We start from the raw sequence: 19,384 nt of genomic DNA on the forward strand, positions 1-19,384 counted from the left end.
GTTTAACGGCCGATAGCAAAACAGACAAATGAAACGATTCATTACAACCCTTCAGCATATCTTTTCGATTGAGGAGCTGAGAACTCGGATCCTCAATACGCTGTTGTTTATTACAGTTTTCCGGCTGGGCTCACACATCGTCCTGCCAGGGGTTAACCCGGCAGCACTCGGTCAGACGCCCGGTGGATTGTTAGGGTTGCTGGATACGTTCCTGGGCGGTGCTTTCAGCCGTGCTTCTATTTTTGCGCTGGGCATCATGCCTTACATTTCGGCCTCAATCGCTATTCAGCTGCTCACCCTGGCCCTGCCGTACTTTCAGCGCATGCAGAAAGAAGGCGAGTCGGGACGTAAGCGTCTGAATCAGATTACCCGGGTGCTGACGATTGTGGTGACGGCCGTACAGGCTTCCACCTATCTGGCTACCACGGTTCCGGCCGAAGCCATCCTGATCGACCGTGCTACGTTTTCGGTCGTTTCGGTTTTCATTCTGACCGCCGGTACGATCTTCTGTATGTGGCTGGGAGAGCGGATTACGGACAAAGGCATTGGTAACGGTATTTCCATGCTGATCATGATTGGCATTGTGTCTCGTTTCCCGGGCGCTATTCTTGGTGAAGCGCAGTCGCGCGGAACCGGTGGCGCGTTGATTTTCGTGCTCGAAATCGTGGCTCTGTTCTTTGTTGTCATGGGAGCCGTCGTGCTGACCCAGGCCGTTCGCCGGATTCCGATTCAGTACGCCAAGCAGATCGTGGGCAACAAAGTGGTGGGAGGACAGCGTCAGTATTTGCCGCTGAAACTGAACGCCGCGGGTGTTATGCCGATCATCTTCGCCCAGGCGCTGATGTTCGTACCGTCGCTGGTTGCGGGTCTTTTTGCTGAAAAGAGTGACTTTGCCGGAACGGTGCAGACGGTTTTTGCCGACTACACGACCTGGCAGTACAATCTGGTCTTTGGCCTGCTCATTCTGATCTTTACCTTCTTTTATACGGCCATTTCGGTTAACCCTAACCAGATTGCCGACGATATGAAACGGAGTGGTGGCTTCATTCCCGGTGTAAAGCCCGGCTTCATGACCTCCGAGTACATCGGACAGGTTCTGGACCGGATTACCCTGCCCGGAGCCATCATGCTGGCTGTAGTGGCAATTCTGCCGTCAATTGCCGTCTTACTCGGCATGACGCGGAACTTCTCACAGTTCTTCGGAGGTACTTCCCTGCTGATCATGGTCGGTGTCGTTCTCGACACGCTGCAGCAGATCGAAAGCTATCTCTTAATGCGTCGCTATGAAGGGTTGATGAAGTCAGGACGGGTTCAGGGTCGCACGGAGAGTGTCGCCGCATAAGCAATGATTCATCTGAAATCGGAAGAGGAGATTGAACTCATTAAGTTGAGTGCCCAGGTTCTGGGAAAGGCTCATGCTGAAGTAGCACGGCTGATTCGTCCTGGCATCACAACGAAAGAGCTGGATACAGTTGCTGAGGAATTCATCCGTGATAACGGAGGAATTCCTTCTTTTAAAGGGTATAACGGAAGTTTTCCGGCTTCCCTTTGTATTTCGGTGAATGAAGTGGTTGTCCACGGTATTCCGAACAAATACGAACTAAAAGACGGCGATATTGTTAGTATTGACTGCGGTGTTAAGCTGAAAGGCTACCATAGCGACAGTGCCTATACTTATCCGGTCGGCGAAATAGCTCCCGAAGCCCGGCAACTGTTGGTGCGAACCAAGCAGTCGCTGTATGCGGGCATCGAACGCGCTACGGAAGGCAATCGGGTAGGGGACATTGGGTTTGCCATCCAGACGTATGTCGAAGGATTTGGTTACTCGGTGGTTCGGGAACTAGTTGGTCACGGCGTCGGCCGCCATCTGCACGAAGACCCTCAGGTGCCGAATTACGGCAAACGCGGGCAGGGCCCCAGGTTGCGGGAGCGCATGGTTATCGCCATCGAGCCCATGATCAATCTGGGAAAACGCAACATTGTGCAGGAGCGTGATGGATGGACCATTCGGACTACGGACCGCAAACCTTCAGCCCATTTTGAACATACCGTAGCGATACGGAAAGGTAAAGCAGAAATCCTGACTACGTTTCAGTACATCGAAGAAGTGACCGCAAACACTTCGATGATGATTGAAACCAACGAAGCGACGATAGTGTAACGCACAGTATGGCGAAACAGAACTCCATCGAACAAGACGGTACGATTGTAGAAGCACTTTCCAATGCCATGTTTCGGGTTCAGCTCGAAAACAAGCATGAAGTGATTGCCCACATTTCCGGGAAAATGCGGATGAACTACATCAAGATTCTGCCGGGCGACCGGGTGAAGCTTGAAATGTCTCCGTATGACCTGAGCAAAGCAAGAATTGTTTATCGGTATAAATAATTGGTTTAAGGTTTAAAGTTTGGGGTTGAACGTCTTTTCGCTCATGCCTTGAACGTTAAACGTTAAACCTTAAACGGAGTAAAACCCATGAAAGTCAAAGCGTCCATTAAAAAGCGCAGCGCAGAATGTAAAGTCATTCGCCGCAAAGGCAAGCTTTACGTCATTAACAAAAAGAATCCTCGGTACAAACAAAGACAAGGTTAATTACTGGATATGGCACGTATTGCAGGTGTTGATATTCCCGACCGGAAGCGTGGTGAGATTGCACTGACGTATATCTTCGGAATCGGTCGTAGCACGGCTACGAAAATCCTGACTCAGGCAGGAATCAGCGTTGACAAAAAGGTCAGCGAGTGGAATGACGAAGAGACAACAGCGATTCGTAACATCATTACGGCTGAGCACAAGGTGGAAGGCGCGCTGAAGTCAGAAGTTCAGCTGAACATCAAGCGTCTGATGGACATCGGTTCTTACCGGGGCCTCCGTCACCGGAAAGGGCTTCCGGTTCGCGGACAGCACACCAAGAACAACTCACGTACCCGGAAAGGGAAGCGTAAGACGGTTGCTAACAAGAAGAAAGCAACGAAGTAATCTGAAAGTTTAAAGTTTAAGGTTTAAAGTTCAAAGGTTTCGTTTACCGCTCTTTAAACGTTAAACGTTAAACATTGAACGAAAACAAACAATGGCTCAAGCAAAACGCAAGGACAAAGCGAAAAAGCGGATTGTGGTTGTTGAACAGGTAGGCCAAGTACACATCAAGGCTACTTTCAACAACATCATTATCTCAATCACTAACAGCAGCGGGCAGGTAATCTCGTGGGCATCGGCCGGTAAAATGGGCTTCAAAGGCTCTAAGAAAAACACGCCGTATGCTGCCCAGACTGCCGCCCAGAACTGTGCTGCCGTAGCTCACGAAGCCGGTATGCGCAAAGCTGAGGTGTTCGTAAAAGGTCCGGGTGCTGGTCGTGAATCAGCCATCCGTACGATTCAGAACTCCGGTATTGAGGTAACGTCGATCAAAGACATCACGCCGCTGCCCCACAATGGTTGCCGTCCGCCGAAGCGTCGCCGCGTATAATTACCGGTCACACGCTCAGGACGCAGTAGAATGAATAACGAGCAGGCGACATTGGGTTGTGTCTGTTCATTCGCTACGGCACGGAACGCCGGTGCGATACCGGTTATGTTTATTCATTAAGTAAAAAGAAAAATGGCAAGATATACAGGCCCCAAGGCCAAAATCTCCCGTAAGTTTGGGGAGCCGATCCTCGGCCCCAGCAAAGCGCTGCAAAAGAAAGCATATGGCCCGGGCCAGCACGGTCGCGGCCGCAAGCGCAAACAGTCTGAATACGCTGTTCAGCTGCAGGAAAAGCAGAAAGTAAAATACATCTACGGCATCCTGGAACGCCAGTTCCGCGCGCTGTTCCACCGCGCCGTAATTAAGGAAGGCATCACGGGTGAAAACCTGCTGAAGCTGTGCGAAGCCCGTCTCGACAATACGGTATACCGTCTGGGCATTGCCCCGACGCGCCGGGCGGCTCGTCAGCTTGTCTCTCACAAGCACATCATTGTTGACGGCGAAGTCGTTAACATTCCTTCATATTCACTGAAACCCGGCCAGCTGATCGGCGTTCGCGAAAAGTCGAAGTCGCTGGAAGCCGTTACCGACAGCCTTTCGGCTCGCGGGACCAAGCGGTTCAACTGGCTGGAGTTCGATAACCAGCAGCTGACGGGCAAGTTCATCACCTATCCGGATCGCGATCAGATCCCGGAAAACGTGAACGAGCAGCTCATCGTCGAACTGTACTCGAAGTAATCGTTGGCGGCCGAATAAAACCTCTGCACTACCGAGGTTTTATTTTGCCATTAGCCCGTCAATCCTTATTTTGACGCCCAACGACTTTCATATATCAACAGCGGCCCCGGCCGCGTAACACCAAACTACGAACTCGTATGTCAATATTAGCGTTCCAAATGCCCGACAAAGTTGTCATGGAAAGAGCTGACGACTTCCACGGGTTGTTTGAGTTCAAGCCGCTCGAAAAAGGGTACGGCGTGACGATTGGGAATGCATTGCGCCGAATCCTGCTGTCATCGCTGGAAGGCTACGCAATTACCAGCGTTCGCTTCCCCGGTGTCCTGCACGAGTTCTCGTCCATAGAAGGTGTTGTTGAAGATGTTACCGAAATCATCCTGAACCTGAAAATGGTTCGCTTTAAGAAGATTTCGGACATGGTTGACAACAAAATTACGGTAACCATCAAGAACCAGCCCGAACTGAAGGCTGGCGATATATCAAAATTCACGGCTTCGTTCGAGGTGCTGAACCCCGAAATGGTGATCTGCCACATCGACGATACGCGTGAGTTTGAGATGGAAATCATCGTTGAAAAAGGGCGGGGTTATGTGCCGGCTGATGAGCCGCGTGCCAATGAACTGCCTTTCGGACATATCCCCATCGACGCGATTTACACGCCGATCAAGAACGTCCGGTACAGCGTTGAAAACACCCGCGTTGAGCAGAAAACCGACTACGAACGGCTGTTGCTGGATATTGAGACCGACGGGTCGATTCACCCGGAGGAAGCTCTCAAAGGCGCTGCTCATATCCTGATTCAGCACTTCATGCTGTTCTCTGACCAGACCATGACCTTCGAAACGGCCAAAGCCGAAGAAGACAATGTGGTGGACGAAGAGATGCTGCATATGCGCAAGCTGCTGAAAACGCCGCTGGCCGATCTCGACCTGTCGGTACGCGCATACAACTGCCTTAAGTCGGCCGATGTACGCACGCTCGGTGATCTGGTAAGACTGGAAATTTCGGACATGATGAAGTTCCGGAACTTCGGTAAGAAGTCACTGACAGAACTGGAGCAACTGGTTGCCGAAAAAGGGTTGACCTTCGGCATGGACATTGCAAAATACAGATTAGACGAGGACTAAAACTGAAAGGGAAAAAGGACGCAAGGAGCAAAGGGAGAAAGGACGTCCAGTATATCCCTTCTCCGGTATCCCTCTCCTCCCTTCACTAAAACAATGAGACACGGTAAAAAAGATAACCACCTTGGCAGGACCTACTCACACCGGCAGGCTATGCTGTCGAACCTTGCGTCCTCGCTGATCATTAACAAGCGCCTCGAAACGACGGTTGCTAAGGCGAAAGAACTGCGCAAGTATGTTGAGCCTCTGCTGACGCGGGCCAAAGAAGATACTTACCAGAACCGCCGCGTTCTTTTCTCGTACCTCAACAACAAGGAAACGATGAAAGAACTGTTCAACGTGGTTTCGGACAAGATTTCCACTCGCCCGGGGGGCTACACCCGCATCATCAAGCTGGGCAACCGGGTTGGTGACAGCGCTTCTATGTGCCTGATCGAGCTGGTTGACTTCAACGATAACCTGCTGACGGTTGTTGAAGAGAAAGCGACCCGTACGCGCCGCAGCCGTCGCGCCGGTGGCAAGAAAGCCGCTGGTGATGCTCCGGTCGCTGTTGAAGCCGCTGCCGAGAACAACCCGGTAGTAGCTCCGGCCGCAACGGATGCTCCGGAAGCCGCCCAAACGGAATCTACGGACGAAACCGAAGCGCCGAAAGAGTAAATGATTGCGTAAGAATCATATCGAAAGAGGGCTGACCGTCAGGTTTAGCCCTTTTTTTTGGAATTACCATTTTCAGCGAAAGACAGGCGAAGGCCAGCGAACTAAAACCGGCAATCTCTTGTCTATCAACTAACCTTTAAATTCTCAGTTAAAACGGTCGATGCAGAAGCGGTCAAATCATCAGGAAGCGTTGCTGGTACTGGAAGACGGTACCGTATTCAAGGGGTTGGCATTAGGCAAAATCGGCACAGCCGGTGGCGAAATCTGTTTCAATACGGGGATGACCGGTTATCAGGAAATCTACACCGATCCTTCGTACTACGGACAGGTTATCGTTAACACCAACTCGCACATCGGAAACTACGGCGTGCAGCTGGAAACGGAGGAAGAATCAAACGGGGTGAAGATCAGCGGCATGGTCTGCAACTTCTTCTCCCAGATTCATTCGCGCCACACGGCTGATTCTTCACTACAGGAGTACTTCGAAAAGTCGAACATTGTCGGAATCAGCGGAGTGGATACCCGCCAGATCGTGCGGCATATCCGCGACAAGGGCGTAATGAACTGCATCATTTCGTCTGAGATTCTGGACCCGGCTCCGCTGCTCGACCAGCTGAAGGCGATTCCCGACATGGAAGGTCTGGAGCTGTCGTCGCAGGTCTGCACCCAGCGTATTTATGACCTGGACAGCGCACGGCCTGAGTTCCGCGTGGCGGTTCTGGACCTGGGCGTCAAGAAAAGCATTCTGACGAACCTGACGGACCGGGGCGCGCATTGCCGCGTATTTCCGGCGACCACCCCGTTTGAGGAAATTGCCGCCTGGAACCCGGATGGCTATTTCATCTCCAACGGCCCGGGCGACCCGGCGGCCATGCCTTATGCGGCCGAAACCGTTCGGCAGGCACTGGACACCAACAAGCCGCTGTTCGGCATCTGTCTGGGCCACCAGGTGCTTTCGCTCGCCAGCGGCCTGTCGACCTACAAGATGCACAACGGGCACCGGGGCCTCAATCACCCGGTAAAGAACCTCATCACCGGCCGTTGTGAAGTGACGTCCCAGAACCACGGGTTTGCCGTACGCGCCGAAGACGTCATGGATCATCCGGATGTGGAACTGACGCACGTAAACTTGAACGACAAGACCATTGAAGGCATCCGTCGGAAAGACAAACCGGCCTTCTCGGTTCAGTACCACCCGGAAGCTTCTCCGGGACCGCACGATTCGCGGTACCTGTTTGATGAATTTGTCGGACTGATTCAGCAGTCGAAATAAATGAAAAAGCCGGGCGCGAACCCGGCTTTTTGTTTTTCTTCTGGTCTAATAATCGCCTCCGGCACCGCCTCCACCGAAGTCACCTCCGCCAAAGCCGCCGAAATCGGAACCTCCGCCGCTACCACCGCCGCCCCAGTTGCCGGATGAACCACCCCAGCCGGAATACGTCGTGTAGGGGAACGGAAAGATGGTCGGTCCGCCGCTCCGGTAACGGTTGCCGCCGCCCCGGTTCCGGCCAATCCAGATGAGGATCAGGATAACAAAAAAGAAGACAAGCAGGATGGGGAGAAGGTTACTGCCGCCGTCGGAGTCGCCGCCCTGGGACTTGTACTCGCCATTGGCCCGTCGGATGATTTCGTTCGTCGCTTCGTCCAGACCGGCGTACCATTCTTCGTTTTTGAAACGGGGCGAAATGATGTCGCTGATGATGCGTTTGGCAATGGCGTCCGGAATGGCGCCTTCGAGCCCGTAACCGGTAGCAATAAACACCTTTCGGTCCTGCGTCGACCAGGCCAGGATGAGGCCGTTATTTTTGCCTTTCTGCCCGACGCCCCACTTCCGGCCGACCTGAAAACTAAAGTCGCCGATGGGATAGGGCTCGGTGCTGCGGACGATCAGGACGACAATCTGCGTGGAGGTGGTATCATTATACCGGCGCAGTTTATCTTCCAGCCGCTGCACTTCGTCCGGACGCAGAATACCCGCCAGATCGTTGACCAGTCGCGGTGGATTGGGCCGGTCAGGAATGACGTTCTGCGTTCCGGTATCCTGTGCCCGGACCGGCAGACCGATCATAAAAAGAAACAGGACAAGACCGCTCAGGAAGAGAACCGGACGTACTGTTTTCAGGAATGAATTCATTTAGAAAGATATTTCGTCGGAAAGCTCATTTTTATCGTCTTCCTGGCGTGGGAAATACTGTTTGAGTTGCTGTCCGGCCCGTTCAATTCCTTTACAGAGCCCTTCGGCTATCTGCCCGGCGCGAAAATGGTCCCGCAACACCTCTTTGGTCGATTCCCAGAAATTAGCCGGTACAACCTGATCAATACCTTTATCGCCCAGGACGGCAAACTTGTGATCGTCGGTCGCCAGGTAGAAAAGGACGCCGTTCTGCTGGACGGTTTTGTTCATTTCCAGCAGAAAAAAGACCTGCACCGCCCGGTCCATGACGTTAGGTTCCGGACATTTGGCTTCGATATGAACCCGGACCTCGCCGGACGTATGGTCCTCAGCCTGCCGGATGGCGGTAATCACTCGTTGCTGTTCCTCGGAAGTTAAGAGCTGACCCGTCATAAAGTGAGTTAAGAGTTAAGAGTTAAGAGTTATGAGTTATTTTTTGGCTAACTCATAACTCATAACTCTTAACTCATCATTAAAATTGAACCGTTGGGGCTTGCTGGGCCGCCTGGGAGGCTTCAAAGAAGCCTTTGCGCTGGAAGCCAAAAACACCGGCGAAAATATTGGCCGGGAAAGACCGGACGGACTGGTTATAGGACTGAACGGCCTGGTTGAAGTCGTTACGAGAGACAGAAATCCGGTTTTCGGTCCCTTCAATCTGCGCCTGAAGCTCGGAAAAGTTCTGCGTAGCCCGAAGCTGCGGGTAGTTTTCCGCTACGGCCAGCAGCCGCGACAGCGAACCGCTCAGCTGGTCCTGCGCCTGTTGAAACTTCCGGACGTTTTCGGGCGTCAGCTGGTCGGCATTCAGGCGGATTCCGGTGGCTCCGGCCCGGGCCTCGATAACGGCCTGCAGGGTCGATTTTTCGAAGTTGGCGACGCCCTTTACCGTATTGACCAGGTTCGGAATCAGGTCTGCCCGGCGCTGGTATTGCGTCTGCACCTGCGCCCATTTTCCTTCCACATTGGTATCTTTCTCTACTAATCCGTTATAGGTACTGCACCCGAAAAAGCCGAAAATCAGCAGCAGGGCAATGACAATGATAAGTCCTCGTGACATGGTTGTTTTTACGTGTTTGTGCGGTAAAAGTGATGAATCGTTTCCTATATAACTAAAAATTTACATCATCGGATAGATTCCGGGCTAAGCCATTTGTCGGCGTTGATGATGGGTAACGGGTAATCCGTGCCTAAATGCAGGCCGTACTCGTCCTGCTCGGCCGGGTTGAGCGTCCAGACCCGGTGAATCCTGTCGGCGGGCACCCGGGCCAGTTCCGGAAGCCAGTGACGGACGTACTCGCCCTGCTCATCGTACCGGAGGGCCTGCGAGTAGATGTTGAAATAGCGGTTCGGACGGGGATCGTTGCCGACTCCCGCCGTATAACACCAGTTGCCCCAGTTGCTCGCCGGGTCGTAATCCGTCAGCATGGCTTCAAAATAAGCGGCGCCCCAGGTCCAGTTGAGGTTCAGGTCGTGGATAAGGAAGCTGGCCACATTCTGACGCGCCCGGTTAGACAGAAAACCCGTCGCGTTGAGTTCGCGCATGGCCGCATCGATGAGCGGAACGCCGGTCTGCCCGTTCGCCCAGCGGTCAAACAGGGCGCGGTCTTCGACAAACGGATGTCCCAGCCGCATCTTGATGCCGCCCGGCTTGAAAATCCGCGTTCCGTATTTCAGCGCAATGAACCGGAAAAAGTCCCGCCACAGCAGCTCAAAAACGAGCCAGTAAGTGGAGTCGTTGGCGATCCGTTCGCTCTCGTAACGCCTCACTTCCTCGTAGACGTGGCGGGGCGACAGACAGCCCAGGGCAAGCCAGGCCGAAAATTTGGACGAAAAATCCGTACCCAGCATCCCGTTGCGGGTTTCCTTGTAGTTCCGCAGGTGGTCTTCTCCCCAGAAGTAATGCCGCAGCCGTTCCAGACCGGCCCGCTCGCCGCCCCTGAAGGAAATCGCCGCCCGCGGGTCTGCGGCGGGTAGTTCCGAAAAGCCAAGCTGGGCAAGCTCCGGCAGTTCGCCGACCTCGATTTCACGCGGAACCGAAATCGGATCGGGAAGCGGAAAGGTGGGGCGAACCCGGACTTTGTTTTCGATCTGTTGCCGGAAACTGGTGAACACATCCGGCATGCGCGAAACGTTGAACGGCAGGTCCCGGACGTGGTACAGCGTCGATTCCCAGAACAGTTCGATATCGACGTTGATGCCTTTCAGGCGTTTGCTCAGGCCCGATTCGACCTCCGTTTCTTCCTGCGTGACTTCTTTGCTGGCATAAATAGCGTCGGCCTGAAGATCGCGGGCCATTTCCCAGAGCACCTGTTCGGGGTGTCCGGTGCGCACAATCAGGTTGCCGCCGAGTTCAATCAGGTTGTTTCGAAGATCCGCTACGCTTTCCAGCAGAAACTGCGCGCGGAAGACCCCCGTCTTTTGAATGGCCGGTTGCCGAAGCGGGCGGAAAAGCCGGAGATCGAAGCAGTACACGGGAATCACTTCATCGGCGTCCTGCGTGGCCCGGTAGAATCCTTCGTTGTCGTGCAGCCGCAAATCGTTGCGGAACCAGTAGAGAATGCGTTTCATAAAATGTCTTGAACCGCGCGGCGGACCGTCGGGGTTACGCAGATTTAGGGATGTACGATGATGGATAGAGACCCGCTAAGCATCCGGGCAAATCCCTGAATCAGCGGAATCCCGGTCCGGGTTACGGTTCGTTTAAACTCCAGTCGTAGGTCTGGTACGAAAGGTCTGTTTCGCTGTTGATTTTGACGTTGGAGTAGCGGTTGACCCAGCTAACCACCGTCTGGCCGTTTTTCTTAAAATCGCCCGCATACCAGTCCAGAATTTTGGACAGGCTGGCCTGTCGGGCGGTGATAGCGTTTTTGGCGGGATTGTTCAGGAAGTCGCGGCCCTGTTCGTCGAGCTGGCGGTTGAGCCGGGCGGCCACAAAGGCTTCATTGCGCAGTTTGGGGCACGATTTGGCCGCGCACACCAGCGCGAAATGAATCCGGGGGTCGTTGAATTCCTTCCGGATAATGTCGTGCTCGATGTTGTTAAGGTCGTATTTTTTGCCGCCAATGCGGATAAACTCGATGTCCCAGGGCGTATTGACGTACGGAATCTGGATAAGGGTGCCAATGTCCTTGATGCTTTTAACCGGATAATGGTCCAGAATAAGCTGAATCGTGAAGGCGTTGTAGGCATTAATCCAGTACGCCAGCTTTTCATCCGCCGACCAGCCGGCTTTCGGCGGGTTTTTGCTCAGCAGATCCAGGTAGCGGCGCAGTTCCTTTTCGTCTTTTTTGAACCCTTTGTAATTGACCATGCCGCGCTCATTGACATACTTCTTCAAGAGCGCATCAAAAATGGAATGGTCTACATCGGCCCGGGCGGCGGGAGCGAAGGCGGTAAGAAACAGAACACAAAACAGGACCAGATATCTCATAAACTTGGTAAGTTTGAACGCGCAAATCGCTTGATTGTGCAATATATGAGACAAAACAGTTTCCTTGGTTATAACCAGTCTGTCGAATGAATTTATCACTGCAAGGCAAAACTGCTCTCGTTTGCGGCAGTACGCAGGGCATAGGCCGCGCGACGGCCGTAGAACTGGCGCTTCTGGGCGCAAACGTGACGCTGATGGCCCGCAACGAAGCCCGACTGAGCGAAGTAGCCGCAAGCCTCGATACGACCCACGGGCAGGTCCACCGGTATCTGGTAGCCGATTTTTCGCAGCCTGCCGACGTCAAAACGGCTCTGGCACGCTACCTGAACGAGTTTCCGGAGGTCCACATTCTCATCAACAATACCGGAGGTCCGAAGGGCGGCCCGCTGATCGAAGCCGCGCTGGAAGAGTTTACCAATACGTTTGCGGCGCATCTGCTCAACAACCAGCAACTGGTGCAGGCCGTAGTGCCGTTCATGCGCCGGGCTCAGTTTGGCCGGATCGTCAACATCATCAGCACGTCCGTCAAACAGCCCATCGTAGGGTTGGGCGTTTCAAACACGATTCGGGGGGCCGTTGCTCAATGGGCCAAGACCTTGTCGCTGGAGCTGGGCAAAGACGGAATTACCGTGAACAACGTGCTGCCCGGTTACACCCGAACGGCCCGGCTGGACGCGGTGCTGGCGATGCGCGCGCAGTCGTCCGGTAAAGCCGAGGCCGAAGTGTCTGCGCAGATGGAAAGCGAAATTCCCATCGGCCGGTTTGCCGAAGCCGAAGAAGTAGCCGCCGCCGTAGCCTTCCTCTGCACCCCCGCCGCCGCCGCCATTACCGGCATCAACGTGCCAGTAGATGGAGGAAAAACAGGAAGCCTATAAACAGTTAAAAATGAAAAGTTAAGAGTTAAAAATAGGCTCCGCCCGGTCAGGATACCTGGTTAGGCGGAGCCTATTTTTAACTCTTAACTTTTCATTTTTAACTAAACAGCGGCGCCTTCCTTCATCCGCTCGGCGTTTTCGGCGATGCGGAGCTGGTCGATGAACTCGTCGATGTCGCCGTCCATGACGGCCGAAAGGTTGTAGATGGTCAGGCCGATGCGGTGGTCGGTCACGCGGCTTTGCGGGTAGTTGTACGTCCGGATTTTGTCCGAACGGTCGCCGCTGCCCACCATCGATTTCCGCTGGGAAGCGATGGCGTCGTTGTGTTTCTGAAGTTCGATTTCGTAGATACGGGAGCGGAGAACGGTCAGGGCCTTGTCGAAGTTCTTCAACTGCGAGCGTTCGTCCTGGCACTGCACCACCAGTCCGGTCGGAATGTGCGTCAGGCGGACGGCTGAGTAGGTCGTGTTGACCGACTGACCACCCGCGCCGGACGAACAGAACGTATCTTTCCGGATGTCGTTCATGTTAATGTCTACGTCCACTTCCTCGGCTTCGGGCAGGACGGCCACGCTGGCGGCGGAGGTGTGAATGCGGCCCTGGGTTTCGGTGGCCGGAACCCGCTGGACGCGGTGCACGCCCGACTCGAATTTCAGCTTGCCGTACACGTCTTCGCCCTCGATCTGGGCGATAATTTCCTTGTAGCCGCCGGAAGAGCCTTCGGTATAATCCGTCAGCGAAAGCCGCCAGCCCATTTTGTCGCAGAAGCGCTGGTACATGCGGAAGAGGTCGCCCGCAAAAATGGCCGCTTCGTCGCCGCCCGTACCGCCCCGGATTTCGAGGATGACGTTCTTGCTGTCGTTGGGGTCTTTCGGAATGAGCATCTCTTTCAGCACATCCTCCATCGGCTCTTTCTGGGGCACCAGCTCGTCGAGTTCGGCTTTGGCCAGCTCCCGCATGTCCTCGTCCTTTTCCGTAATCAGAATGTCTCTGGCGCCTTCAATATCGCTGAGCAGTTTGCGGTATGAATCGTATTGTTTGACGATTTTATCAAGGTCTTTATACTCTTTGCTCAGCTTCATGAATTTCTTCTGGTCGGACACGACCTCCGGCATCATAATCTGCTGAGATACCTCGTTAAACCGTTCTTTTATCGCCTCTAACTGATGAATCATGGTGAACGTTGTTATACTGACAAAAGTACAAAAAATCGGCCAGTAGTCGGCGGAATGTTACCTTTGCAGCAATAAGTTGTAGCGCAACGTGCAGCGGAGACGGCAAAGCAGGGCGGATGAATTCAACGGCCGCCCTACCGACTTACGGCCAGACGCTTACGCATTTACTTTACAAAGTTGTTAACGCACAAGTTCCGACAGGTATATGGTGAATTCGCAGTCAGCAGCCGTCCGTCAGGCATCGGCTATCCTTAATCGTTTGTCTTTCGTCTTTTATCTATTGTCTGTTCTCTTTTGTCTGACCTCCTGCAACCCCGAACCTACCCAGAACTCGAAGGCGCTGGCGCAGGAAATGGCGGACCGCAAAATCAAGAGGGTGACCGGCGCGCAGGTGGCATCGGTGGTGGACGAATGGGGCGCTTCCATCGTCGCCTCCGCCCAGAAAGCTCTCGCGGCCGAACTGGCGAAGAACCCGGACACGAGCCTCTGCCGCCCCGACAAGCTAACGTCGGTTCAGAAGTTGGAGAAGCTTTACGCCGCTAAAATTGAGCTGGTTGGGGCCAGTGATGTGAAAAGCCCGATTTTGCCGGCCAAAGAGCGGGAAGTGCTGGACGCTTATCTGTACAATGCCGAACAAAAGCTGCCGCAAAGCACGAACGTCCAGAAAATCGCCGACTCGCTGTTTGTCTACAACGCCGCCGTGCCTGCCGATAATCCGATCTGTAAAACCTGTTCCGACAATGCGGCGCTCCCCTTTGTTGTCTGGCGGATCGTTTTCAACCGGAAAGAGGTCATCCGCCGGATTAATACGAAGGCGCTGGAGAAAAAGAAATAAAGCGGCGTTACCTGACCGCCACCTTTTCCTGCGCTTCAGCCCAGGCGATGAGCTGCCGGGCGGTCTGCGCGGGGTTATCCTCCGTAATGTTCATGGGGTGAACCTGCTCCTGGTCCCGCTGCGAAAGCCCGTGGAGGTAGGCTTTGTCGTAATAAGCCAGCGACAGCCGGGCCACGGTGGCGTAATCCTGAGCGGCCAGCGCCTCCAGCGCCTGCTGGGCGATCTGGTTGCCGAGCCGTTTGCGGATTCGCTCGGTCGCTTCGACCAGCAGCCGGTGGTCAATGCCGGTATACTCCCGCACCAGCCGTTCCACGCGGACCTCCTGGGGAATGTCCAGAAAAGCGACCGGGGCAGCCCGCATCTGTAGCCAGAGCGGATGCGGAATGAAACACTGGCCAATGTGCTTGCTTTCGTCTTCCAGCCAGATGCGGCGGTCCGGGTCCAGCGTCCGCCAGACCTGGAACAGATCGTTTTCAAACTGCTCAACGGAAGGCTGGGGCAGTTGGCCGATCGCTCCGTACGAGGACCCTTTGTGGTGGGCGATGGCTTCCAGATCAACAATCTGCTCGCCCTGGGCGGCCAGTTCCTTCAGCACGTCGGTCTTGCCGCTGCCCGTCTTTCCGCCCACGATGAGGAGTTGCCGCGGCTCGGCGAAGCTTTCCAGTACGGCATTTCGGTAAGCTTTGTACCCGCCTGCCAGCGTCGAGACCTTGATTCCGGCCGTGTTGAGCAGCCACGCAAACGAGCCGCTCCGCATCCCGCCGCGCCAGCAGTGGACCAGCACTTCGTTGCCTTCGCGGTTAAGCTTGCGGGATTGCCGGACAAAATCGGCCAGTTTGGGGCCTACCAGTTCAAGACCCAGGAGAACCGCAATGTCTTTCCCGGCCTTTTTGTATTTCGTCCCGACCTTTGCCCGTTCTTCATTGTCGAACAAAGGAATATTCAGGGCTCCGGGAATATGGGCGCGCTCGTATTCCCCCGGCGACCGAACATCAATGACGGGCAGGGCGGCGGCTTTGGCGAGGAAGTCGGTGACGGAAAGTTGTTGAATCATTGTCTGAACCGCGCGGCGGACCGTCGGGATTACGCTGATTTAAAGATTTACTGTGATTGTCCTGAGCCGCGGCGGTGGACCGCTTTGATTCAAAGAATGTTTTGGCGTTTTCTTTGGCTTACGGTTTACTCTTCTGAATAACCTTTAGAGGGGAGCTTTCCAAGCCAGTTCAGCCAATGATATTACCTTGCTTAAACGACCAAGGTGTTCGCGCGATGGAAGAAGTCAGACTCTTTGCATAGGGTGCTGATGAGTAACGGAATAGAGGCCTGAACAAGCTTTAAACCTTCCAGGAATCAGAGCGTACGTAACTAAGAAATTCCTCTTCTTCCTGTGGATCTCCAGGAAACTTTATAATGCAATCAGGGTGGCAATAGCCAATTATGGCAGTATAGAAATTATCTAAAGCATTATATTCATCTTCACTCAATTCTTGATACAGGACCTTATCACCAAGCATTTGAATGATAAAATCATATAGAAGCTTACGGGTCCAACCCTTAGAAGCTAAGGAGTTTATCAGCTCTTTTTCCCTCACCCGGTAGTCTGGTATATACTTGGCAGTTATAAATTTAAAGATTGTATATTCATCCGAGTTAGGGCCTTTTAATATTTGCTTTAGTGATGGGTTATCCATGATATTAAATCACCAAGGTTTACGTTGTGTCTGGAATGTATAAACCGGAGATAAATCCCAACCTAGTCTTACACAGATTTGAATAATGGGCAGAGTTTTAAAATAGCCCAGTCACTCTTGTCCATCATTCAAATCTGTGACAATCCAGGTTCAGACCAATTCCCGCAGATACATCTGAATGGTGTTTTCCAGCCCGAAATAAAGGGCGTCCGAAACCAGCGCGTGGCCGATGGACACTTCGAGCAGACCCGGCACCTGTTGGTTGAAATACCGGAGGTTGTCGAGGCTCAGGTCATGCCCGGCGTTCAGGCCGAGGCCCAGGTCGAGAGCCAGTTGGGCGGCCCGGACAAATGGGGCTACGGCGTCTTCGCGGCTGGTGAAGTAGTGGTGGGCGTACGGCTCCGTGTATAATTCGATCCGGTCGGTGCCGACTTCGCGGGCTCCTTCGATCATCCGTTCGTCGGCGTCTACGAAAATGGAAACCCTGATGCCGGCATCCTTAAAGCTGGCAACCAGGTCCTTGAGGTGGTCGCGGTGGCGGATGGTATCCCAGCCGGCGTTGGACGTAATGGCGTCGGGTGCATCCGGCACAAGCGTCACCTGCTCCGGGCGGACCTGCATGACGAGGTCGATGAACCGGGCATCGGGGTTGCCTTCAATGTTGAACTCCGTCGTCACAACCTGCTTCAAATCCAGCACATCCTGAAAGCGGATATGTCGCTCGTCGGGGCGCGGGTGGACCGTGATGCCCTGCGCGCCGAAGCGTTCGCAGTCGATGGCGACCTTAACGACGTTGGGATTATTGCCGCCCCGGGCATTCCGCAGGGTGGCGATTTTGTTGATGTTGACGCTTAAACGAGTCATTTTTTCAACTGAATAATGAAAAATGAATGATGAAAAGAAGGTAAAACGGTAGTGGACGTTGCTGGTTTCGTAACTTTGTCGCCGGAAGCTTGGTTCAAAGATACTTCATTATTCATTGTTCATTATTCATTCTGTCTTATGGCTCTCAAACAACAAATTGACGCCGATATCAAGGAAGCCATGAAAGCGAAAGAAGCCGACCGCCTGCGGGCGCTCCGGGCGCTGAAATCGCTGATCCTGCTGGAAGAAACCAAAGAAGGCGGCTCAGGCGAGCTGAAGCCGGAGGACGAAATCAAGCTGCTGACCAAAGCCGTCAAGCAGCGGAAAGATTCCGCCGAAATCTACCGGACGCAGGGCCGGGAAGACCTGCTGGCCGTCGAACAGGCCGAAATCGCGGTGATTGAAAATTACCTGCCCAAGCAACTGACCGAAGACGAACTGAAAGCCCGTTTACAGGACATCATCGCCCGCGTAGGTGCTTCCGCCCCCTCCGACATGGGTAAGGTGATGGGCGTGGCGACCAAAGAACTGGCCGGAGTTGCAGAAGGCAAAGCCGTTTCGGCCATGGTGAAGCAACTTTTACAATGAGCGATTGAGTGAATGAGTGATTGAGCGCTTTGGGATATAGTCAAGCGGCAGTTCGTCACTCAATCACTCAACCGCTCAATCACTCATTCGCAATTTGAAAACCCTCGATATTCTTATCCTCATTCCGTTGCTCTACGGAGCGTACAACGGTTACCGCAAAGGCCTGCTGGTCGAGGTGGTGGCGGTGGTGGCGTTCGTGGCGGCGATGATTGTTGGTTTTAAATTTCTCAGTTTCGGCATTGAACTGCTGGCCCCGTACATCAGTCTGGAAATGGCCCGGCGATTGCTGCCGTGGCTGGGGTTCTCCGTTATTTTTTTTCCAACCGTTTTTCTGATCAACCAGCTCGGGTTTACGCTCCGCCGGATGCTTCGGATGACGCTGCTGGGGACGTTCGACAGTCTGGCCGGCGCCGCGGTCGGAATTTTTACGTGGGTCTTTGGAATTAGTGTGATATTCTGGTTGTTAAGCTGGATGGGAGTCCGAATGCCGCCCCGCCAGACGCAGGAAACGTTCCTGTATCCGATGGTGGTGCCGATTGCGCCCAAAGTGATGAATGCGGCCTCGACGTGGATGCCGATGGGCAACCGACTTCTGGCCCGTGGCAAGGAAGTTGCGTTAGGGGAAAAGAGGAAGAGTAAAGACAATGACAGCGACTAAGCAGGATATACGCAAATTCGACGCCGAACAACTGAAAACCTGGCTGACCCAGCATGGGGAACAGGGCTTCCGGGCGAAACAGATTCACGAGTGGCTCTGGAAACGGGCCGCCGGCTCCTTTGACGAAATGACCAACCTGTCGCAGAAAACGCGGCAGATGCTGGCCGAACACTTCGAGATCCGGCCGATGACGGTCGCCGTATCGCAGCGCAGCGCCGACGGTACCATCAAATCGTCGTTTCGGCTGCACGACGGCAACCTGATCGAAGGCGTGCTCATTCCGGCTTTCAAGCCCAACGACCTGTCGGCCGGTACGGAGTCCGACGCCCGGATGACGGCCTGTGTGTCGTCGCAGGTGGGCTGCTCGCTGACCTGTAAGTTCTGCGCAACGGGCTACATGGACCGCAAGCGGAATCTGGAAGCTTCTGAGATTTACGACCAGGTGGTGACCATCGACCGGCAGGCAAAAGAGGCCTACGGCACGGGACTGACCAACATTGTTTACATGGGCATGGGCGAACCGCTGCTGAACTATGCCAACGTGATGGAGTCCGTCGAGCACATTACGTCGCCGAACGGGCTGGGCATGTCGGCTAAACGGATTACGGTATCAACGGCCGGTATTGCCAAAATGATCAAAAAACTGGGCGACGACAACGTGAAGTTCAATCTGGCCCTTTCGCTGCACGCCGCCAACGATGTGAAACGGAACCAGATCATGCCGATCAACGAAAGCAATTCACTGCCGGCCCTGGCCGACGCGCTGAATTATTTTTACCGGAAAACGGGCACCCGCGTCACGTTCGAATACATCGTGTTTTATAACTTCAACGATTCGCTGCAGGACGCTAAAGAACTCTGGCAGTTTACCAAAAAGGTCCCGGCGAAAGTGAACATCATCGAATACAACCCCATTTCGGAAGCTTCTTTCAAAAATACCGACCCGCAAACGCTCGACAAGTTTGCCGGTTTTCTGGAAGACCGGGGCGTAACGGTCAACATTCGCCGAAGCAGGGGCAAGGACATTGACGCCGCCTGCGGGCAACTGGCGGGCAAACAGTAAGCGGACGAAAGTCCGCTTTTTTGTTGGTAATCAGGCATGAACAGATGAAG

24 protein-coding genes are annotated in these 19,384 nt (G+C 54.0%); 15 read left to right on the forward strand and 9 right to left on the reverse strand.

The window, feature by feature from the left end:
- The first annotated feature begins 28 nt into the window (after positions 1-28).
- The 10 genes from secY (at position 29) to carA (ending at position 7,258) form a co-directional block, all read left to right on the forward strand.
- The gene (gene secY, locus ORG26_RS12945; RefSeq protein ID WP_266362363.1) at positions 29-1,342 is read left to right on the forward strand and encodes a preprotein translocase subunit SecY; all 1,314 of its coding nucleotides are present in this window, start codon (positions 29-31) and stop codon (positions 1,340-1,342) included.
- Positions 1,343-1,345: 3 nt separating this feature from the next.
- The gene (map, locus tag ORG26_RS12950; RefSeq protein ID WP_266362365.1) at positions 1,346-2,161 is read left to right on the forward strand and encodes a type I methionyl aminopeptidase; all 816 of its coding nucleotides are present in this window, start codon (positions 1,346-1,348) and stop codon (positions 2,159-2,161) included.
- 8 nt (positions 2,162-2,169) lie between these two features.
- Positions 2,170-2,388, forward strand: coding sequence for a translation initiation factor IF-1 (gene infA / locus ORG26_RS12955; RefSeq protein WP_266362367.1), 219 nt, complete (start codon positions 2,170-2,172; stop codon positions 2,386-2,388).
- Between the two features lie 87 nt (positions 2,389-2,475).
- Entirely contained in the window at positions 2,476-2,592 is a 117-nt protein-coding gene (gene rpmJ / locus ORG26_RS23590) for a 50S ribosomal protein L36 (RefSeq protein WP_038119933.1), read from the forward strand.
- Between the two features lie 9 nt (positions 2,593-2,601).
- Complete coding sequence (gene rpsM / locus ORG26_RS12965; RefSeq protein WP_266362370.1) at positions 2,602-2,979, forward strand: 30S ribosomal protein S13; 378 nt, start codon at positions 2,602-2,604, stop codon at positions 2,977-2,979.
- Positions 2,980-3,070: 91 nt separating this feature from the next.
- Entirely contained in the window at positions 3,071-3,466 is a 396-nt protein-coding gene (rpsK, locus tag ORG26_RS12970; protein WP_266362372.1) for a 30S ribosomal protein S11, read from the forward strand.
- A gap of 132 nt (positions 3,467-3,598) precedes the next feature.
- A complete protein-coding gene (gene rpsD, locus ORG26_RS12975; protein ID WP_266362374.1) occupies positions 3,599-4,204 on the forward strand; it encodes a 30S ribosomal protein S4 in 606 nt (201 codons plus the stop codon).
- Between the two features lie 137 nt (positions 4,205-4,341).
- Positions 4,342-5,331: a DNA-directed RNA polymerase subunit alpha gene (locus ORG26_RS12980; RefSeq protein ID WP_266362376.1), complete on the forward strand. Its 990-nt coding sequence runs from the start codon at positions 4,342-4,344 to the stop codon at positions 5,329-5,331.
- A gap of 93 nt (positions 5,332-5,424) precedes the next feature.
- Positions 5,425-5,985, forward strand: a complete 561-nt coding sequence (gene rplQ, locus ORG26_RS12985; RefSeq protein ID WP_266362378.1) for a 50S ribosomal protein L17 — start codon at positions 5,425-5,427, stop codon at positions 5,983-5,985.
- A gap of 160 nt (positions 5,986-6,145) precedes the next feature.
- On the forward strand, positions 6,146-7,258 hold the full coding sequence (carA, locus tag ORG26_RS12990) for a glutamine-hydrolyzing carbamoyl-phosphate synthase small subunit (protein WP_266362380.1): 1,113 nt from the start codon (positions 6,146-6,148) through the stop codon (positions 7,256-7,258).
- A gap of 45 nt (positions 7,259-7,303) precedes the next feature.
- Here carA and ORG26_RS12995 read toward each other — a convergent pair whose 3' ends face one another.
- The 5 genes from ORG26_RS12995 to ORG26_RS13015 form a co-directional block, all read right to left on the reverse strand.
- Complete coding sequence (locus ORG26_RS12995) at positions 7,304-8,119, reverse strand: TPM domain-containing protein (RefSeq protein ID WP_266362382.1); 816 nt, start codon at positions 8,117-8,119, stop codon at positions 7,304-7,306.
- Positions 8,120-8,551 (reverse strand): TPM domain-containing protein, encoded by a 432-nt coding sequence (locus ORG26_RS13000; RefSeq protein WP_266362384.1) that lies wholly within the window; start codon positions 8,549-8,551, stop codon positions 8,120-8,122.
- Between the two features lie 79 nt (positions 8,552-8,630).
- Positions 8,631-9,212 (reverse strand): LemA family protein, encoded by a 582-nt coding sequence (locus ORG26_RS13005; RefSeq protein WP_266362386.1) that lies wholly within the window; start codon positions 9,210-9,212, stop codon positions 8,631-8,633.
- A gap of 65 nt (positions 9,213-9,277) precedes the next feature.
- Positions 9,278-10,723 carry a DASH family cryptochrome gene (locus ORG26_RS13010; protein ID WP_266362387.1) on the reverse strand — a complete coding sequence of 482 codons (1,446 nt, stop codon included), beginning with the start codon at positions 10,721-10,723 and terminating at the stop codon, positions 9,278-9,280.
- A gap of 121 nt (positions 10,724-10,844) precedes the next feature.
- Positions 10,845-11,585 carry a DUF547 domain-containing protein gene (locus ORG26_RS13015; RefSeq protein ID WP_266362389.1) on the reverse strand — a complete coding sequence of 247 codons (741 nt, stop codon included), beginning with the start codon at positions 11,583-11,585 and terminating at the stop codon, positions 10,845-10,847.
- Between the two features lie 86 nt (positions 11,586-11,671).
- Here ORG26_RS13015 and ORG26_RS13020 point away from each other — a divergent pair, with 86 nt between their 5' ends.
- Positions 11,672-12,460, forward strand: a complete 789-nt coding sequence (locus ORG26_RS13020) for an SDR family oxidoreductase (protein ID WP_266362391.1) — start codon at positions 11,672-11,674, stop codon at positions 12,458-12,460.
- A gap of 101 nt (positions 12,461-12,561) precedes the next feature.
- Here the strand turns inward: ORG26_RS13020 and prfA are convergent, their stop codons facing one another.
- Entirely contained in the window at positions 12,562-13,635 is a 1,074-nt protein-coding gene (prfA, locus tag ORG26_RS13025; RefSeq protein WP_266362393.1) for a peptide chain release factor 1, read from the reverse strand.
- A 280-nt stretch (positions 13,636-13,915) separates the two neighbouring features.
- On the opposite strand from prfA, the gene ORG26_RS13030 reads away from it, so the two are divergent.
- The gene (locus tag ORG26_RS13030; protein WP_266362395.1) at positions 13,916-14,470 is read left to right on the forward strand and encodes a hypothetical protein; all 555 of its coding nucleotides are present in this window, start codon (positions 13,916-13,918) and stop codon (positions 14,468-14,470) included.
- 7 nt (positions 14,471-14,477) lie between these two features.
- On the opposite strand, the gene mnmH is transcribed toward ORG26_RS13030, so the two are convergent.
- From mnmH to ORG26_RS13045, 3 genes are all read right to left on the reverse strand, one after another.
- On the reverse strand, positions 14,478-15,524 hold the full coding sequence (mnmH, locus tag ORG26_RS13035; protein WP_266362397.1) for a tRNA 2-selenouridine(34) synthase MnmH: 1,047 nt from the start codon (positions 15,522-15,524) through the stop codon (positions 14,478-14,480).
- 280 nt (positions 15,525-15,804) lie between these two features.
- Entirely contained in the window at positions 15,805-16,161 is a 357-nt protein-coding gene (locus ORG26_RS13040) for a hypothetical protein (RefSeq protein WP_266362399.1), read from the reverse strand.
- A gap of 150 nt (positions 16,162-16,311) precedes the next feature.
- Entirely contained in the window at positions 16,312-17,025 is a 714-nt protein-coding gene (locus ORG26_RS13045) for a pyridoxine 5'-phosphate synthase (RefSeq protein WP_266362401.1), read from the reverse strand.
- A gap of 138 nt (positions 17,026-17,163) precedes the next feature.
- Here ORG26_RS13045 and ORG26_RS13050 point away from each other — a divergent pair, with 138 nt between their 5' ends.
- From ORG26_RS13050 to rlmN, 3 genes are all read left to right on the forward strand, one after another.
- Complete coding sequence (locus ORG26_RS13050; RefSeq protein ID WP_266362402.1) at positions 17,164-17,613, forward strand: GatB/YqeY domain-containing protein; 450 nt, start codon at positions 17,164-17,166, stop codon at positions 17,611-17,613.
- A gap of 94 nt (positions 17,614-17,707) precedes the next feature.
- Positions 17,708-18,271, forward strand: a complete 564-nt coding sequence (locus ORG26_RS13055) for a CvpA family protein (RefSeq protein ID WP_266362404.1) — start codon at positions 17,708-17,710, stop codon at positions 18,269-18,271.
- Entirely contained in the window at positions 18,258-19,334 is a 1,077-nt protein-coding gene (gene rlmN / locus ORG26_RS13060) for a dual-specificity RNA methyltransferase RlmN (protein ID WP_266362406.1), read from the forward strand. The genes ORG26_RS13055 and rlmN overlap by 14 nt, the downstream gene beginning before the upstream one ends.
- The last annotated feature ends 50 nt before the right edge of the window (positions 19,335-19,384 follow it).

Source organism: Tellurirhabdus rosea, assembly GCF_026278345.1.
Taxonomy (GTDB): domain Bacteria; phylum Bacteroidota; class Bacteroidia; order Cytophagales; family Spirosomataceae; genus Tellurirhabdus; species Tellurirhabdus rosea.

Bases quoted from the DNA above. Each gene is read 5' to 3' on its own strand.
- map (WP_266362365.1), top strand. From the start codon at position 1,346: ATGATTCATCTGAAATCGGAAGAGGAGATTGAACTCATTAAGTTGAGT.
- ORG26_RS13015 (WP_266362389.1), bottom strand. From the start codon at position 11,585: ATGAGATATCTGGTCCTGTTTTGTGTTCTGTTTCTTACCGCCTTCGCT.
- rpmJ (WP_038119933.1), top strand. From the start codon at position 2,476: ATGAAAGTCAAAGCGTCCATTAAAAAGCGCAGCGCAGAATGTAAAGTC.
- rpsD (WP_266362374.1), top strand. From the start codon at position 3,599: ATGGCAAGATATACAGGCCCCAAGGCCAAAATCTCCCGTAAGTTTGGG.
- prfA (WP_266362393.1), bottom strand. From the start codon at position 13,635: ATGATTCATCAGTTAGAGGCGATAAAAGAACGGTTTAACGAGGTATCT.
- ORG26_RS13040 (WP_266362399.1), bottom strand. From the start codon at position 16,161: ATGGATAACCCATCACTAAAGCAAATATTAAAAGGCCCTAACTCGGAT.
- rlmN (WP_266362406.1), top strand. From the start codon at position 18,258: ATGACAGCGACTAAGCAGGATATACGCAAATTCGACGCCGAACAACTG.
- rpsK (WP_266362372.1), top strand. From the start codon at position 3,071: ATGGCTCAAGCAAAACGCAAGGACAAAGCGAAAAAGCGGATTGTGGTT.
- mnmH (WP_266362397.1), bottom strand. From the start codon at position 15,524: ATGATTCAACAACTTTCCGTCACCGACTTCCTCGCCAAAGCCGCCGCC.
- rpsM (WP_266362370.1), top strand. From the start codon at position 2,602: ATGGCACGTATTGCAGGTGTTGATATTCCCGACCGGAAGCGTGGTGAG.
- infA (WP_266362367.1), top strand. From the start codon at position 2,170: ATGGCGAAACAGAACTCCATCGAACAAGACGGTACGATTGTAGAAGCA.
- ORG26_RS12995 (WP_266362382.1), bottom strand. From the start codon at position 8,119: ATGAATTCATTCCTGAAAACAGTACGTCCGGTTCTCTTCCTGAGCGGT.
- ORG26_RS13000 (WP_266362384.1), bottom strand. From the start codon at position 8,551: ATGACGGGTCAGCTCTTAACTTCCGAGGAACAGCAACGAGTGATTACC.
- rplQ (WP_266362378.1), top strand. From the start codon at position 5,425: ATGAGACACGGTAAAAAAGATAACCACCTTGGCAGGACCTACTCACAC.
- ORG26_RS13005 (WP_266362386.1), bottom strand. From the start codon at position 9,212: ATGTCACGAGGACTTATCATTGTCATTGCCCTGCTGCTGATTTTCGGC.
- carA (WP_266362380.1), top strand. From the start codon at position 6,146: ATGCAGAAGCGGTCAAATCATCAGGAAGCGTTGCTGGTACTGGAAGAC.
- ORG26_RS13045 (WP_266362401.1), bottom strand. From the start codon at position 17,025: ATGACTCGTTTAAGCGTCAACATCAACAAAATCGCCACCCTGCGGAAT.
- ORG26_RS13020 (WP_266362391.1), top strand. From the start codon at position 11,672: ATGAATTTATCACTGCAAGGCAAAACTGCTCTCGTTTGCGGCAGTACG.
- ORG26_RS12980 (WP_266362376.1), top strand. From the start codon at position 4,342: ATGTCAATATTAGCGTTCCAAATGCCCGACAAAGTTGTCATGGAAAGA.
- ORG26_RS13010 (WP_266362387.1), bottom strand. From the start codon at position 10,723: ATGAAACGCATTCTCTACTGGTTCCGCAACGATTTGCGGCTGCACGAC.
- secY (WP_266362363.1), top strand. From the start codon at position 29: ATGAAACGATTCATTACAACCCTTCAGCATATCTTTTCGATTGAGGAG.
- ORG26_RS13050 (WP_266362402.1), top strand. From the start codon at position 17,164: ATGGCTCTCAAACAACAAATTGACGCCGATATCAAGGAAGCCATGAAA.